Genomic DNA, 14477 nt, shown 5'->3' on the forward strand with positions numbered 1-14477 from the left:
TTTACGATAAAAAGCCTCATTTTTTAAACGTGGGCTCAACCTTTTTTGAAGTCGGCCCGCAACCGTGGGCGCCTATCCGCCGGCCGGGGTGGCGCAAGGAACTCACCCTGACTTCCCAATAGTCCCCCGGACATGCCGATCTGGAAAGCAACAATAAATAATTGGTATTACCTCTTTACCAAATATACCATTTCATTTATATTGCCAGCGTTTCTCCATTGTTTGTTGATCGGTGCCCTTCCGGACACCTCTGCGTTAACGTCAAAACCGACTACAGCAAGTTGATCAAATAAGGGGCGCCGACGCCGAAGTTATCTGATTTTTTCGGAAACGCCTTATTGCTTAAACTCTTATCCATCACAGGATAGTCCTGACGCACAATAAACCTTTTCGCAAGAGGAAATACTATGTCACCAGGGATCCAGGCACTACTTGCAGCTACACCAATTATTATCGCAGCCGTGCTGCTGGTTGGCCTTCAATGGCCGGCACGGCGAGCTATGCCCATTGTTTATCTTTCAGCAGCAGGCATCGCACTGTTCTTCTGGGAGATGAGCCTGAACCGTGTTCTCGCCTCAACGTTCCAGGGCATCATTGTCACCGCTGCAGTGCTCTGGATTATTTTTGGAGCGATCATGCTGCTCAATACCCTTCAGAATTCCGGCGCTATTTCAACAATCCGGGCAGGGTTCACGAACATCAGTCCGGATCGACGCATCCAGGTTCTTATTCTGGCATGGCTTTTCGGCTGCTTTATCGAAGGCGCTTCGGGTTTTGGTACCCCGGCCGCCATCGCCGCACCATTGCTGGTCGCTATCGGCTTTCCCGCCCTGGGCGCCATCATGGTTGGCATGATGATTCAATCAACGCCGGTTTCTTTCGGTGCCGTTGGAACTCCCATTCTCATCGGTGTAACCAATGGACTGGATCATATTGCCATTGGCAACCAACTCAACGCTAGCGGTTCAAGCTGGGAAGTTTTTCTGCAAATCATTACTTCTGAAGTAGCTATTGGACATGCCATCGTCGGCACCCTGATGCCGCTACTGATGGTCATGATGCTTACCCGTTTTTTCGGCAAAAACAAGAGCTGGAAAGAGGGGCTGGAAATGGCACCTTTCGCTCTTTTTACCGGGCTGGCCTTTGCTGTACCCTACGCCCTGACCGGTATCTTTCTTGGTCCCGAATTTCCTTCTATCGTCGGCGCCCTGGTCGGCATGGCCATTGTTGTCCCGGCAGCAAAAAAAGGCTTCCTGGCACCCAAAACCGTTTGGGATTTTGCTCCACAAGAAGAGTGGCCAAAGGCCTGGTTTGGCACCATCGTTCCCAAAAAACCCAGCCTCGATGAGCGAAAAATCTCACTGGCCATGGCCTGGACCCCGTATCTGCTGGTGGCCTTGATTCTCGTCGCCAGCCGGGTCTTCCCAGCTCTCAAATCGGCACTGCTCAGTCTCTCATTCGGCTGGTCAAACATTCTTGGAGAAACGGGCGTGAGCAGCAGCATTCAACCGCTCTATCTCCCCGGTGGAATTTTACTCTTCGTTTGTATACTGACCCTGTTCCTTCACAGAATGAAATTCTCGCAGTTTACCGAAGCGGCCAGTTCTGCGGGCAAAACCCTTATTGGCGCCGGATTCGTTTTGATGTTCACCATCCCGATGGTACGGATTCTGATCAATTCAGGGGTTAACGGCGCTGATCTGGCATCCATGCCTGTAGCCATGGCCGACTTTGTCGCTGTGACCTTTGGTTCCATCTATCCGCTACTTGCTCCGACAGTTGGCGGCCTGGGTGCATTTATCGCCGGCTCGAACACCGTCAGCAACATGATGCTCAGCCAGTTCCAACTCGAAGTGGCGAACGCCCTGAGTGTTTCCGGTGCGGTCATGATTGCCCTGCAGGCAATGGGCGCAGCAGCTGGTAACATGGTCGCTATTCATAATGTGGTTGCCGCATCGGCAACCGTTGGGCTCCTCGGGCAGGAAGGCAGGACAATTCGCATGACAATTATTCCAACCGTCTTTTATGTGCTTGCTACCGGAATCCTGGGCCTTGTGGCCATGTACGTGTTTGGTCTGACGGATCCCCTGATGGGGCTCTAGGGCCGGCAGGATAGCGAATAACTGTTGAGCCACAGTGCCGGTTAAGCTCAAATCAGGGGGCACAATGATTTTTGTGCCCCCTGATTCCGGTTCATACCCTCACCCCCGGAGTATCGCAGACTTTTAATCAATTCCTCTGTTTTTCCTGAGCTGCCTGGTGGTTCAGCGCACCGATAAACCCTTGCTAAACCCACCTCATCGATTACACTTCAACTCAAACCAGGAAAATAATTTTACCGCCGCTGACAAATTGCCCATAAAGGCAGAGTCATGGAGAAGCACCGTAAACTCGTCAAGCACATGCTTGAACCTTCCTTCTTCGGGACCCAGGACCCGACAGTGGAGCTGATCGAAACCCACGCCTCGTGGATTTTTTTAAACGGTGACCACGCCTACAAGATGAAAAAACCGGTCAATTTTGGTTTTCTCGACTTTTCCAGCCATACCAAACGCCATTTTTTCTGCACTGAAGAACTCCGGCTCAATCGCCGCTTTGCCCCGGAACTTTATCTTGAAGTCATCCCTGTCGGCGGCTCCGTTGACCAGCCGCGTCTTAACCAGGAACCGGCATTGGCCTACCTGCTGAAGATGCGCCGATTTCCCCAGAAGAACCAGCTCGACCGGATGCTGACAGCTGGAACCCTGGATGTTGGTGTATTAATCGAGTTTGCTGAAAAAATTGCTGAATATCACTTGCAGGCCGCCCAAGCTGACCGCCATAACCATTTCGGAACGCCGGAGAGTATCATCGAGCCGGTGCGCCAGAATTTCGCGCAGATCAAGGCTGTACTCCAAGACAGTGCCGCGCTTGAGAAAATCAGCACCATCGAAGACTGGAGCGAATCAATCTTCTCAGACCTGAAGCCTGTCCTGCTTGCACGACGTGAAAATGGTTTGATCCGAGAATGCCACGGTGACATGCACCTGGCCAATATGGCCTGGGTTCATGATCAGCCGCTACTGTTTGACTGTATTGAATTTAATGAGAATCTGCGCTGGATTGATACCATCAACGATATCGCCTTTCTGGTGATGGATCTTGATGATCGCGGCCGCCGTCAGTTCGCCTGGTGCTTTCTCAATGCCTACCTGCGCCATACAGGTGACTATGACGGCCTCAAAGTTTTACGCTTTTATCAGGTATATCGCGCCATGGTCAGAGCCAAAGTTTTCTGTTTGCGCTTGCGCCAGCCGGGCCTGTCAACTCAGGAACGCTGCACCGATCTTGAACAGTTTGAAAGTTACCTGGCGCTTGCTGCAAGCTACACGCAACCCCAACCACCCCAACTGATCATTACCCATGGCTTATCAGGGTCAGGAAAAACGACCTTCGTTAACGGACTGGCACCCGCTATTGGGGCCATCTGCATCCATTCCGATCTGGAACGCAAACGTCTTCATCATCTTCAGGCCAGACAGTCCGGCAAAGCAGCGTTGCAGAAAGGGATTTACAGCTCCACCGCAAGCCGGAGAACCTACGACCGCCTCAATCAGCTGGCCTCCCTTATTCTTGATGCCGGCTACAGCGCGATTGTCGATGCAACCTTTATCAAACAAGCAGATCGGCAACAAATGCAACAGCTGGCAATAACCCGGCAATGTCCTTTGATCATCCTTGATTTTCAGTTGCACGAAGAGCTGTTACGCCAACGGCTTAAACTCCGCGTAAAAAAGGGAGGCAACCTCTCCGATGCGGATGAAAGCGTACTGGATTTTCAGCTGACCCACGCGGAGCCGCTGTCGGTGCCGGAACAGAGAATCAGTATCGCCATTGTTGAGCATACCGACGAGAAAAACATCGGCAAAAAACTCAACCGAAGCTTGACCCGCTAGAAAGAAGCGGACCGGCAACATGCTCAAACCATTCCCTGGATAGAGCATGAAGCATGCGACTGAAAAAAGTGCCGCTTTATCATCCAGCAATAATCAAGTAGAATGAGCGAGCAATGATCAGTTCAGCCCGCCACCGCACATTTTCCATCCACCCCGACGACCCAGGAGAGCACTTTATGACCCGCAACGAGATCATGGAAGCCATCAAGATACACAATGTCAACTTTTTCCGTCTGCAATTTGTCGACATCTTCGGTTTCATGAAGAACGTCTCTTTACCGATCAGTCAGATCAACAAGGCACTCGATGGCATGATGATGTTCGATGGGTCGTCGATTGACGGTTTTGTGCGTATCAACGAGTCGGACATGTATCTGAAACCTGATTTTAACACCTTTGTTGTTCTGCCGTGGCGCAACAAGGACGGCGTCAATGCCGCGCGGATTATCTGTGACGTCTACAAGGCGGACGGCACCCCTTTTATTGGGTGCCCGCGGGTGAACCTGAAGAGGGTTCTGGCTGAAGCCAAAGATCTCGGCTACTCCATGAATGTCGGCACTGAGTGTGAATTTTTCCTGTTTCAAAAAGATGAAGGCAGAATCCTCTCAACCAGCACCAATGATGTCGCCGGGTACTTTGATGTCGATCCCGATGATACCGGCATCAATTGCCGTCGTGAGATTATCGATACCCTTGAAGCCATGGGTTTTGAGGTTGAAGCTTCCCATCACGAGGTTGCGGAAGGGCAACATGAAATCAACTTCAAATATTCCGACGCGCTGACCGCCGCCGACAACACCCTCACCTTCAAGTGGGTAGTTCGCTCCATCGCCGCAAAACACGGCTTTCACGCGACTTTCATGCCCAAGCCGGTCTATGGCATCAACGGTTCAGGAATGCACACCAACCAGTCGCTGTTCAACCTTGATGGCACCAACGCATTTTTTGACGAAAACGGCCCCATGAAGCTCAGCACTATTGCCTACCATTACATCGCCGGTATCTTGAAGAATGCACGCAGCTTTACCGCCGTCACCAACCCCCTGGTCAACTCCTATAAACGCCTGGTTCCCGGATATGAGGCCCCGGTTTATGTCGCCTGGTCCGGCTCCAACCGTTCAGCTCTGGTGCGCATCCCCTCTTCCCGCGGCTTAAGTACCCGAACCGAAGTCCGCAGCCCCGATCCTTCATGCAACCCGTATCTGGCCATGGCGATGATGCTCAAAGCAGGTTTGGACGGCGTTGTCAACAAGCTCCCGGCACCAGATCCGGTCAACATGGATATTTATCACATGACAGCAGCCGAGATGGATGCTGCCGGTGTTATCTGCCTGCCCGCCAACCTGCATGAAGCCATTGAAGCGCTAAAAGCCAATCCGCTTTCCAAAGAGGCTCTCGGCGATCACATTTACACGAAATATATCGAGGGAAAAGAAAAAGAGTGGGATGCCTGGCGGACGGCGGTTACCGATTGGGAGATTAACACCTACATGAAGAACTTTTGACATCAGATGACTGAGCAAAAAGCGCCTAATGCACGGCGCGCAAAAGCCGATCAATGAGGCGTTCCCATATACGTCGAAGCCGTGAGACCATTGCAACTGTTCACAAACGGACGCAGCTGGTGAAAGATTTTCCGACACCCTAAAAAAAATGCCCCGTCAGGGAGGAGATCCTGACGGGGCCAAGCACGTGGGAGAGAGAGTCTCACGGCAACAAACGAATTTTTCTGGTTTTTATTTTTAACCGGCAGCTGCCGGGCACCATCTGGTTCAACAAGTCGCTGGTAAGACCATTTAATATAATAACCAACCTGCGGGTGTCAACAAAATTCTTGACCAGGATGGTTGTTATCTTTTTTTTACCTTGAGTTTTTTACTTGTGCCAGGGTCCAGGAGCACAAAGGGCCCCTGCTTCGTTGGCCTTGCTACCGCAATTACCACAGATAAACCGCGGTTCAGCGATCAGGCGCTGAATCTCCTCATACCGCCCGGCGGACTTGAGCTCACAGATATGACGCTGATGATTTTCCGGATTGCGACATAGGTTATCGACAACTGGCAAACGTCCGCTCATCCTTTTCTCCTGTCCGGGTTGCCGTGAGTGGCATCAATAGCTTCAGCCAGCAACTCCATGGTGTGTGCACAACGCACCGTCGGGTCGGCCTTGCCCATACTGCCACCGACCATGATCATGCAGCCGGGGCAGTCCATGGCAACGGTTTTGACGCCGACGGCTTTGATGCTCTCGACCTTGTCACCGGCTATCTGGCGGGAAATCTGCGGATGACTTAAAAACGAATAGGTCCCACCGAAACCGCAACAACGATCGCTGTTTTTCATCTCCTCAAGCTCGTAGCCCGTTGCCTTGAGCAGCGCGCGCGGCTCCTGCCAGACATCGTTGCCACGCTTTAAGTGGCATGAATCATGATAGGTTACGCGGCCAGCAGATGATGTCTTGAGAAGATCCGAAGCCTTGAGGATATTCTCCAGAAAAGCGACGGCATCCATGGTTTTTTCTGACAAACCGATGGCACGCTGTGACCAGATCGGGTCATCGACCAGCCGTTCAACGAAATCGCGCTTCACCCCCATGGTGCAGGTCGGGCAGACACATAACACGTAGTCGACATCAGCCTCATAAAAAGCCTTGACGTTCTGTTTGGCAAGCTCAACCCCGGTTTCCGTGTCACCGGCGTAAAGGGCGGGTATACCACAGCAGTTCTGGGATTTCGGAAAAACGACTTCAACGCCGAGATGGTTGAGAACCTTGACCAGGCTGACACCGACCTCGGGATAAACGAAATCAGCCCCGCAGCCGACAAAAAAGCCGACCCGGTAACGAGGGTTATCAATCTTCTGGTCAATTTCGGCGAAAAGATCACGGAACGATGTTGGTGCCACTGCCGGCAGATCACGCCATTGGGTCAGATCCTTGTCCATGAAATGCATCGGCAAATGGCGGATCACCCGGGTAGCGGGCTGGCCTTCTTTTTGCCGGGTTACCGGCTTCTGTAGTTTGGAAGCGGCCTTGATCATATTGTGGAACAGGGCGCGATTGCGCATCACCGTTTTGAAGGTGATATTTTTGACCAGCCCCATACCGTATTCTTTGGTGACCTGCTGACGCAGATGAAGAATAATTTCTTCAAGATCAATATTGGCCGGGCAGACAGCAGTACAGGAGCGACAGCCAATACAGGCACGGGTAATTTCTTTTGCCTTGTCCAGGCCCTCATAAAAAGCGGTGAGAATAATACCGATGGCAGAAATGTAAATACTGCCGAAAACATGACCTCCGACGGTCTGATATACCGGGCACACATTGGCACAGGCCCCACACTGAATACAGCGCAGAGCGTCACGGCACACCGGCGATTCGTATAGTGCCTCACGGCCACCATCAATCAGCACAATGTGTTGTTCCTTATCATTGCCGGGGGTCGGCACCGCCCCGCGAATCCAGGTCACATAGGAGGTCAGCAACTGACCGGTTGCATTGCGCGGCAAGAGCCGGGTTATCTTGATGGCATCTTCAATGTTGCGGACGAGTTTGTGGATGCCGGCAAATACCACATGAACCTTCGGCAGAGTGGCACACAGGCGCGCATTTCCTTCGTTGGTGACCAGACCGATACCACCGGTTTCAGCCACCAGGAAGTTGGCTCCGGTCAGACCGATATCCGCATCAAAATACTCCTTGCGCAGCTGCTTTCGGGCAGCATCGACAAGGGTTCTGATATCTGCTTCGAGGGGTTCGCCGATCGCCTTGCTGAACAGTTCGGCGACCTCCTCCTTGAACATATGAATGGCAGGCATCACCAGGTGCGAAGGACGCTGACCGGCAAGTTGAACAATCCACTCGCCCAGATCGGTTTCAGCGGCACGCACGCCAGCCGCCTCTAAAGCTTTGTTGAGATGCGCCTCTTCCGATACCATCGATTTGGATTTTGCTATCAACCCGGCGTTTTTCTCTCGGGCCAGATTGACAACATACTCATTGGCCTCACGGGTATCTTTGGCGACAAAGACTTTAGAGCCTGCTGCCTCGGCGTTAGCAATAAATTGGGCAAGCAGGTCCTTGCGACGTTCCCTGACATCGTCTTTAATGGCCGCCAACTCGATTCGCAGCTGATCAAAATCGAGCCCACGAAAGGCATTTTCCCGAGCAATCAGATAGGCATCACCAAAAAGGTGTAAAGCCTCACTAAGCTTGGGTTTGGCGAGGGCATTCTCGACGCTTTTTTTAAAATCGGCGGTAGCGGCCATGGTTATCTCCTCAGCGATCGTTGTCAGATTTTTTCCGGATCAAATCGACAGCAGCGGGTGTAACAAAGTGCCCCGTACATCCTCTAGACCCACCTCGGGTCACGAGTTATCACACCCAATGACTATCCCCGTCCCCTAGATCTCCATCACATCATCAGAGATGTCAGGGACAAGCAGAATATGGAGTTCACGGGGACCATGGCAGCCGATGGTCAGCACCCGTTCTATGTCGGCAGTACGGCTGGGACCCGTAATGTAGGCGACAAAGCGTGGCTCAGAGCCTCCATACAGCGCACTCATAGGAGCAGCTGCGGCCAGGTTGTCAGGGAGGATTTTAGCCGGATCGAGAAGAACAAAATGGATTTCGGGAATGGTTGTTGCCAACCGGACATCCTCACTGGTGCTGTCTAGAACAACCGTACCGGTATCCGCCATGGCAAAGTTACAGAGGGTGATACCGGCGCCAGGCAACTGACCAGCGTCACGAAAACTACCAGTAAAAACCTCTACTCCGGCAGCTTCCAGTAACGGACGCAACTGAACCCTTTGTGCCAGTGCCGTCTGAGGAACCAAAGCTCTACCGACCGCCGTGCGCGCAACATAATCGACAGCATCTTGCAATGTCGGACAGGACACAGTAACAGCCCCGACGCGACCGGCAGCTTCCATAAATCGATGACCCAGATGTTTTTCTACCATGGTACTTTCTCCCTGCTGAGAGACCCTCTCGTTTCCAACTTACATCTATACGAGTTACATTCCGGCCAGGCTCTTGAATTTGGTAAGACCACTTCCATAGTATACTCTTCTTACCTTTGTCAATAACCATTGTTTTTTCAGTAGCAGAAACTCTGCTCAATAATCAGTCCGTCACCAGAAAATTGATAGATAGATAGACACAACACCTTTGCTTCCCCCGGTTTTTGATTCATTATAGTTTCACATTGACTCATTATTGGGTCAATATTACTATCTGAATTGTATATACTTATAAATATTTTTACATTTTTTGAATCTTTTTTGAGTCAAAAGTCAGGTCTCGGATCAACGGCAACCCGGCAACCGCATGAAATAAAACGTTTTTTTATTTGTGGAACGCTAATTGCTTTAAAGGGCGGGCCAGGCAACCATATTACATAAAGGATTATATCATGAGTGATGTCTACGTCATCTGCGCGAAACGCACACCTTTCGGCTCCTTCGGCGGAACGCTCAGCGAACTGACCGCAATGGAACTGGCGGCGCAAACCACCAGGAATATCCTGGATTCCATAGCGCTGCCCGCAGAGGCCATCGATGAAGTCATTATTGGCCAGGTTCTCCAGGGCGGCGCCGCCCAGGCTCCGGCGCGCCAGGTTATGCGCATGGCCGGGATACCAGACAGCACGGCAGCCATGACAATAAATAAGGTCTGTGGCAGCGGCCTTAAATCGATCCTGCTGGGAGCTGACGGCATTGCTCTCGGAAATTCCCGCATTGTCCTGGCCGGCGGCATGGAAAGCATGTCGCAGGCCCCTTATGCTCTACCTAAAGCCCGTTTTGGCCAGCGCCTCGGGAACGGTGAAATGGTTGACCTGATCATCTACGATGGGCTGCAGGATCCCTATTCCAAAAAACACATGGGGGAAATTACGGAAGAATGGATTGCCGCCAAGGGTATAAACCGTGGCGAGCAAGATATCTTTGCCAGACGCTCCTACGAGCGCGCCCAGGCGGCCGTCACCAACAACACCTTTGCTGATGAACTGGTAGAGGTCGTTATCAGGTCCCGCAAGGGAGAAACCACCATCGCTACCGATGAGGAGCCTTTTCGCGGTGCAGTAAACAAACTCGCCGATCTGCGGCCGGCATTCAGCAAGTCCGGCACCATCACCGCAGGAAACGCCTCGACTATTAACGATGGTGCGGGCATGGTTCTTCTTTCAGGTGCTGAAGCCGTCGCTTCCCACAACCTGACGCCCCTGGCTCGCCTGGTAGCCGGCGCTACCAACAGTATTCATCCCAATCTTTTTGCTGAAGCTCCGGTCGATGCCATCCGTCGCTGCTGCCATAAAGCCGGGCTGAAACTGGAAGACATCGGTCTGTTTGAAATCAACGAAGCCTTCTCAGCGGTTCCCCTGGTGGCGATAAGGGAACTCGGACTGGATCCGGAACGGGTTAATGTCAACGGTGGCGCGGTTGCCATTGGCCATCCCATCGGTGCCAGCGGCGCGCGCCTGGTTGCCACCCTGATCCGCGAAATGCATGCCCGTAAAGAAAAATATGGCCTTGCCACGCTGTGTATTGGTGGCGGTGAAGCGGTAGCGGCGATTTTTGAGTTAATTTAAAACCGGACTTACCACAGGGTCACAGAGACACAGAGAAAGAAGAGCTTCATTGGTCCTAGATCTCTAAAAAGACCTGATGCCTTCTGGGGTTATACTGCCAATTAGGCTTTAATTCTTTTCCAGCTTTTTTCCGTGACTCTGTGCCCCTGAGATGAAATGAACGTTGTACTTTTCATAGGAGAAACAAGATGAAACCGATCTATACCGAAGCCGCCAAGGCCCTTGCAGGGCTGGCCCGGAACAACATGACCATTGCTGCCGGTGGTTTTGGCCTATGCGGCATCCCCGAAAACCTGATTAAAGCCCTGCGCGACAGCGGCGTGAACGGCCTGACCGTCGTCAGCAATAACGCCGGGGTTGACAATTTCGGCCTTGGCTGGTTGCTGCAGACCCGTCAGATCAAAAAAATGATTTCATCGTATGTCGGTGAGAATGCCCTTTTTGAACAACAGTTTTTAAGTGGCGAACTGGAGCTGGAACTGACCCCTCAAGGCACCCTGGCGGAAAAACTGAGGGCGGGTGGTGCCGGCATACCGGCATTTTTCACCCGTACCGGGTATGGGACGGTACTCGCCGAGAACAAACCGATCCAGACGTTTGACGGAAAAGAATTCGTCATGGAGACAAGCATTGTCGCCGATCTGGCGATTGTGAAAGCCTGGAAAGCTGACAAGGCCGGCAACCTGATCTTCCGCTACACCGCCAACAACTTCAACGCCGCCTGTGCCAAAGCGGGCCGTGTCACCGTTGTTGAAGTCGAAGAAGTTGTCGAAATCGGCGAGCTGGATCCTCATCAGATTCATGTTCCCGGCAATTACGTCGACCGCATCCTGATCAGCACCGATCTCGAAAAGCCGATCGAACAACGCACCCTGGCCGGCAAGATGACCGTCAAAGGCTTTACCCCGGCCCGCGAGTGGCAAGCCAAAAGAATCAGCAAGGAATTCAAGGATGGTATGTATGCCAACCTCGGCATCGGCATGCCGACCCTGGTCGCAAACTACATCCCCGACAATATCACCGTCACGCTTCATGCTGAAAACGGTCTGATGGGAGTCGGCCCCTTTCCGGAAGAAGGCAAGGAAGACGCCGATCTGATCAACGCCGGCAAACAGACCATCACCTGGCTGCCCGGCGGCGCCTTTTTCGACAGCGCCGAATCCTTTGCCATGGTGCGCGGCGGCCACATCGACATGTCGGTATTAGGCGCCATGCAGGTTTCACAGTACGGAGATCTGGCCAACTGGATGATCCCCGGCAGCATGGTCAAAGGACCGGGCGGAGCCATGGACCTGGTCTCCGGGGTGAAGAAAATTGTCATCATGATGGACCACTGTGCCAAGGACGGCACCTCAAAACTGATGACCGAGTGCACCCTGCCGCTGACCGGTAAAAACGTCGTTGATATGATAGTAACCGATCTGGCGGTCTTTGAGGTCGATGCCGAAATGGGACTCACCCTGATTGAGCTGGCACCCGAGTCAAGCCTTGAACTGGTCAAGGAAAAGACCTCCTGTCCGTTCCATATTGCTGAAACATTGAAATAACCAAGGAGAGCTCCAAGATGACCGAACGTATTGCAGTAGTAACCGGCGCCGCCAGCGGCATCGGCCTGGCTATCGCTAAAGCGCTGGCCCATAGCGGCAACAAGGTGGTTCTGGCAGACATCAACGAAGAGGCGGGAAACAGAGAGGCCAATCGTATCGGTGGCCTCTTTATCAAGGCCGACCTCAGTACCGCAGCAGGATGCCGCGCCCTCGCAGATGCGGTTTTAACAACCTGCGGCGGCTGTGATATTCTGGTCAACAACGCCGGTATCCAGCATGTGGCTCCCATCGATGAGTTCCCGGAGGAAAAATGGTCATTCATCATTAATCTGATGCTGACCGCACCATTTTTGCTGACCAAATATTTCTGGCCGTCCATGCGCGAGAACGGCTGGGGCAGGATCATCAACCTGAACTCTGTCCACGGCTTGCGGGCATCAGAGTTTAAAGTCGCCTACGTTTCGGCCAAACACGGTATGAACGGTCTGACAAAAACGACAGCGCTGGAAGGTGCTCCATACGGAATCACTGTCAACAGCATCTGTCCCGGCTATGTTCGTACCCCGCTGGTAGATGGTCAGATTGACGATCAGGCAAAAACCCACGGCATCAGTCGTGAAGAAGTCCTTGAGAAAGTATTATTGAAAAAACAGGCCATAAAACGGATGGTTGAACCCGACGAGCTGGGCGAAGTTGTGGTGTTTCTTTGTTCCGATGCCGCGCGCTGTATTACCGGCAGCACCATGACGGTTGACTGTGGCTGGACGGCCAACTAGGTTTCTGTCCGGAAACGGCCCTGTCCCGCAATCTCTGTGTCGCTCTGCGGCGTTACCCGTGCGACGAAAAGTACTACGCCTTAAGCACAACACCTTGATTTCCTTGATCTTGAGAAAACTGTACGTTTTGCGAATCAAAAACGTGCATCCCGTGCAACCCGGGTTCCGAACGGCACGACTATAAGGGCACTATGGACAAAAAGCTTCACGAAATCATTTTTGATAATCTCTACAATGGGATTTTTGTCGTCGACGGCAAGGGGGTCACTATCGGCGTCAACAAAACCTTTGAAGAAATGTCGGGCTTCACCAATGCTGAACTGGTAGGTCGCAGCCTTTACGATCTGGTCGGCAAGGATAATTATTTTTCCGGCTCCGCCAGCTTGCTGGTTCTTGAACGAAAATGCCCGGTGACGGCAACCTACTCGACCAGCACCAACCGGAAACTTCTGGTCAAGGGGCGCCCGATTTTTAATGCTGCGGGGGATATCGAATACGTTATCAACACTATCTGGGATTTGACAGTTGTACAGTACAGCCAGCAAATTGATGCGGATACGGCCCGCAACCAGCGACTCAGTGAGGATGATATTGTCACCTGCAGTGACAAAATGATGGAAATCATTGATCTGGCGTTGCGGGTTGCAGCTACTGATTCCACTATTCTCTTAAACGGCGAATCAGGTGTTGGTAAAAGCCTGCTGGCCAGAACCATCCACCGATCCAGCGAACGCAAGACCAAGGCACTGATGCAGATCAACTGCGCTGCCATCCCGGAAAACCTGATTGAATCGGAACTTTTCGGTTACGAAGCGGGGGCCTTCACTGGCGCAGATCACAAAGGCAAACCCGGCCTGCTCGAAATGGCGGAAGACGGAACTGTTTTTCTCGACGAAATTTCCGAACTTCCGATCCATCTGCAATCCAAACTGCTGGGCGTGATCCAGGACAAGGAGTTTTACCGGGTCGGCGGCCGTAAGGTTCAACATGCAAATATCCGACTGATTGCCGCCACGAATAAGAATCTTGCGGAGCAGGTAAGCCTCGGACTGTTCCGAGAGGATCTGTTCTATCGCCTTAACGTTGTCCCGATCACGATCCCGCCCCTCAGGGAACGCCGGGAGGACATTCCGACCCTGATCCACCATTTCTCAGAGAAGTACAACCGTAAATACAACAGTTACAAACGCTTTTCAGAAAGCTTGATCAACCAGCTTGTCGGCATGACCTGGAAAGGCAACATCCGGGAACTGGAGAATTTGATCGAACGTTGTATCGTCACTACCATCGGTGACCTGATTACTCCCGATAAAGCCCAGATTCCGGGGGTCACTGCGGCACTTTCCTCCGGACAGCGACTAAAAGACATTCTTGCGGAACGGGAACGGGAAATCCTGCTACAGACCCAGGAACAATACAAAACCAGTCGTCGTGTTGCTTCAGTGCTGGGAATTAGTCAGGCAAGCGCCGCCCGTAAACTTAAATGCATCAATGAACGGAAAAGATCCTGAGTGATTGACAAAAGACCACTTCCAAGGAATCAGGACTTAACAAAAAACAATGTTTTATTTACTTGACAATATAAGTAAATAAAATTACTTTTCTGGAAATTGGTAATGCCACT

The 14477-nt window shown here is 52.1% G+C and carries 10 protein-coding genes; 7 read left to right on the forward strand and 3 right to left on the reverse strand.

What is annotated here, in order from left to right:
• Nucleotides 1-407 precede the first annotated feature (407 nt).
• The 3 genes from AC1931_RS10885 (at nucleotide 408) to glnA (ending at nucleotide 5440) form a co-directional block, all read left to right on the forward strand.
• A complete protein-coding gene (locus AC1931_RS10885; RefSeq protein ID WP_483877290.1) occupies nucleotides 408-2102 on the forward strand; it encodes an L-lactate permease in 1695 nt (564 codons plus the stop codon).
• 270 nt (nucleotides 2103-2372) lie between these two features.
• Nucleotides 2373-3935, forward strand: a complete 1563-nt coding sequence (locus AC1931_RS10890; RefSeq protein ID WP_483877291.1) for a bifunctional aminoglycoside phosphotransferase/ATP-binding protein — start codon at nucleotides 2373-2375, stop codon at nucleotides 3933-3935.
• Nucleotides 3936-4048: 113 nt separating this feature from the next.
• Entirely contained in the window at nucleotides 4049-5440 is a 1392-nt protein-coding gene (glnA, locus tag AC1931_RS10895; RefSeq protein WP_483877292.1) for a type I glutamate--ammonia ligase, read from the forward strand.
• Between the two features lie 370 nt (nucleotides 5441-5810).
• On the opposite strand, the gene AC1931_RS10900 is transcribed toward glnA, so the two are convergent.
• The 3 genes from AC1931_RS10900 to AC1931_RS10910 form a co-directional block, all read right to left on the reverse strand.
• Complete coding sequence (locus AC1931_RS10900) at nucleotides 5811-6011, reverse strand: hypothetical protein (protein WP_483877293.1); 201 nt, start codon at nucleotides 6009-6011, stop codon at nucleotides 5811-5813.
• Complete coding sequence (ldhH, locus tag AC1931_RS10905; RefSeq protein WP_483877294.1) at nucleotides 6008-8203, reverse strand: L-lactate dehydrogenase (quinone) large subunit LdhH; 2196 nt, start codon at nucleotides 8201-8203, stop codon at nucleotides 6008-6010. The genes AC1931_RS10900 and ldhH overlap by 4 nt, the downstream gene beginning before the upstream one ends.
• A 135-nt stretch (nucleotides 8204-8338) precedes the next feature.
• Complete coding sequence (locus AC1931_RS10910) at nucleotides 8339-8902, reverse strand: LutC/YkgG family protein (RefSeq protein WP_483877295.1); 564 nt, start codon at nucleotides 8900-8902, stop codon at nucleotides 8339-8341.
• Nucleotides 8903-9354: 452 nt separating this feature from the next.
• Between AC1931_RS10910 and AC1931_RS10915 the strand changes: the two genes are divergently transcribed.
• The 4 genes from AC1931_RS10915 to AC1931_RS10930 all read left to right on the forward strand — a co-directional run bounded on the left by AC1931_RS10915 (nucleotide 9355) and on the right by AC1931_RS10930 (nucleotide 14364).
• Nucleotides 9355-10530 (forward strand): thiolase family protein, encoded by a 1176-nt coding sequence (locus tag AC1931_RS10915; RefSeq protein ID WP_483877296.1) that lies wholly within the window; start codon nucleotides 9355-9357, stop codon nucleotides 10528-10530.
• A 188-nt stretch (nucleotides 10531-10718) separates the two neighbouring features.
• Nucleotides 10719-12077 (forward strand): 3-oxoacid CoA-transferase subunit B, encoded by a 1359-nt coding sequence (locus AC1931_RS10920; protein ID WP_483877297.1) that lies wholly within the window; start codon nucleotides 10719-10721, stop codon nucleotides 12075-12077.
• Nucleotides 12078-12094: 17 nt separating this feature from the next.
• A complete protein-coding gene (locus AC1931_RS10925) occupies nucleotides 12095-12853 on the forward strand; it encodes a 3-hydroxybutyrate dehydrogenase (RefSeq protein ID WP_483877298.1) in 759 nt (252 codons plus the stop codon).
• A gap of 191 nt (nucleotides 12854-13044) precedes the next feature.
• The gene (locus tag AC1931_RS10930; protein WP_483877299.1) at nucleotides 13045-14364 is read left to right on the forward strand and encodes a sigma-54 interaction domain-containing protein; all 1320 of its coding nucleotides are present in this window, start codon (nucleotides 13045-13047) and stop codon (nucleotides 14362-14364) included.
• The last annotated feature ends 113 nt before the right edge of the window (nucleotides 14365-14477 follow it).

The organism is Pelovirga sp. C15f (assembly GCF_057178085.1).

Bases quoted from the DNA above. Each gene is read 5' to 3' on its own strand.
- ldhH (WP_483877294.1), bottom strand. From the start codon at position 8,203: ATGGCCGCTACCGCCGATTTTAAAAAAAGCGTCGAGAATGCCCTCGCC.
- AC1931_RS10890 (WP_483877291.1), top strand. From the start codon at position 2,373: ATGGAGAAGCACCGTAAACTCGTCAAGCACATGCTTGAACCTTCCTTC.
- AC1931_RS10925 (WP_483877298.1), top strand. From the start codon at position 12,095: ATGACCGAACGTATTGCAGTAGTAACCGGCGCCGCCAGCGGCATCGGC.
- AC1931_RS10885 (WP_483877290.1), top strand. From the start codon at position 408: ATGTCACCAGGGATCCAGGCACTACTTGCAGCTACACCAATTATTATC.
- AC1931_RS10920 (WP_483877297.1), top strand. From the start codon at position 10,719: ATGAAACCGATCTATACCGAAGCCGCCAAGGCCCTTGCAGGGCTGGCC.
- glnA (WP_483877292.1), top strand. From the start codon at position 4,049: ATGATCAGTTCAGCCCGCCACCGCACATTTTCCATCCACCCCGACGAC.
- AC1931_RS10915 (WP_483877296.1), top strand. From the start codon at position 9,355: ATGAGTGATGTCTACGTCATCTGCGCGAAACGCACACCTTTCGGCTCC.
- AC1931_RS10930 (WP_483877299.1), top strand. From the start codon at position 13,045: ATGGACAAAAAGCTTCACGAAATCATTTTTGATAATCTCTACAATGGG.
- AC1931_RS10900 (WP_483877293.1), bottom strand. From the start codon at position 6,011: ATGAGCGGACGTTTGCCAGTTGTCGATAACCTATGTCGCAATCCGGAA.
- AC1931_RS10910 (WP_483877295.1), bottom strand. From the start codon at position 8,902: ATGGTAGAAAAACATCTGGGTCATCGATTTATGGAAGCTGCCGGTCGC.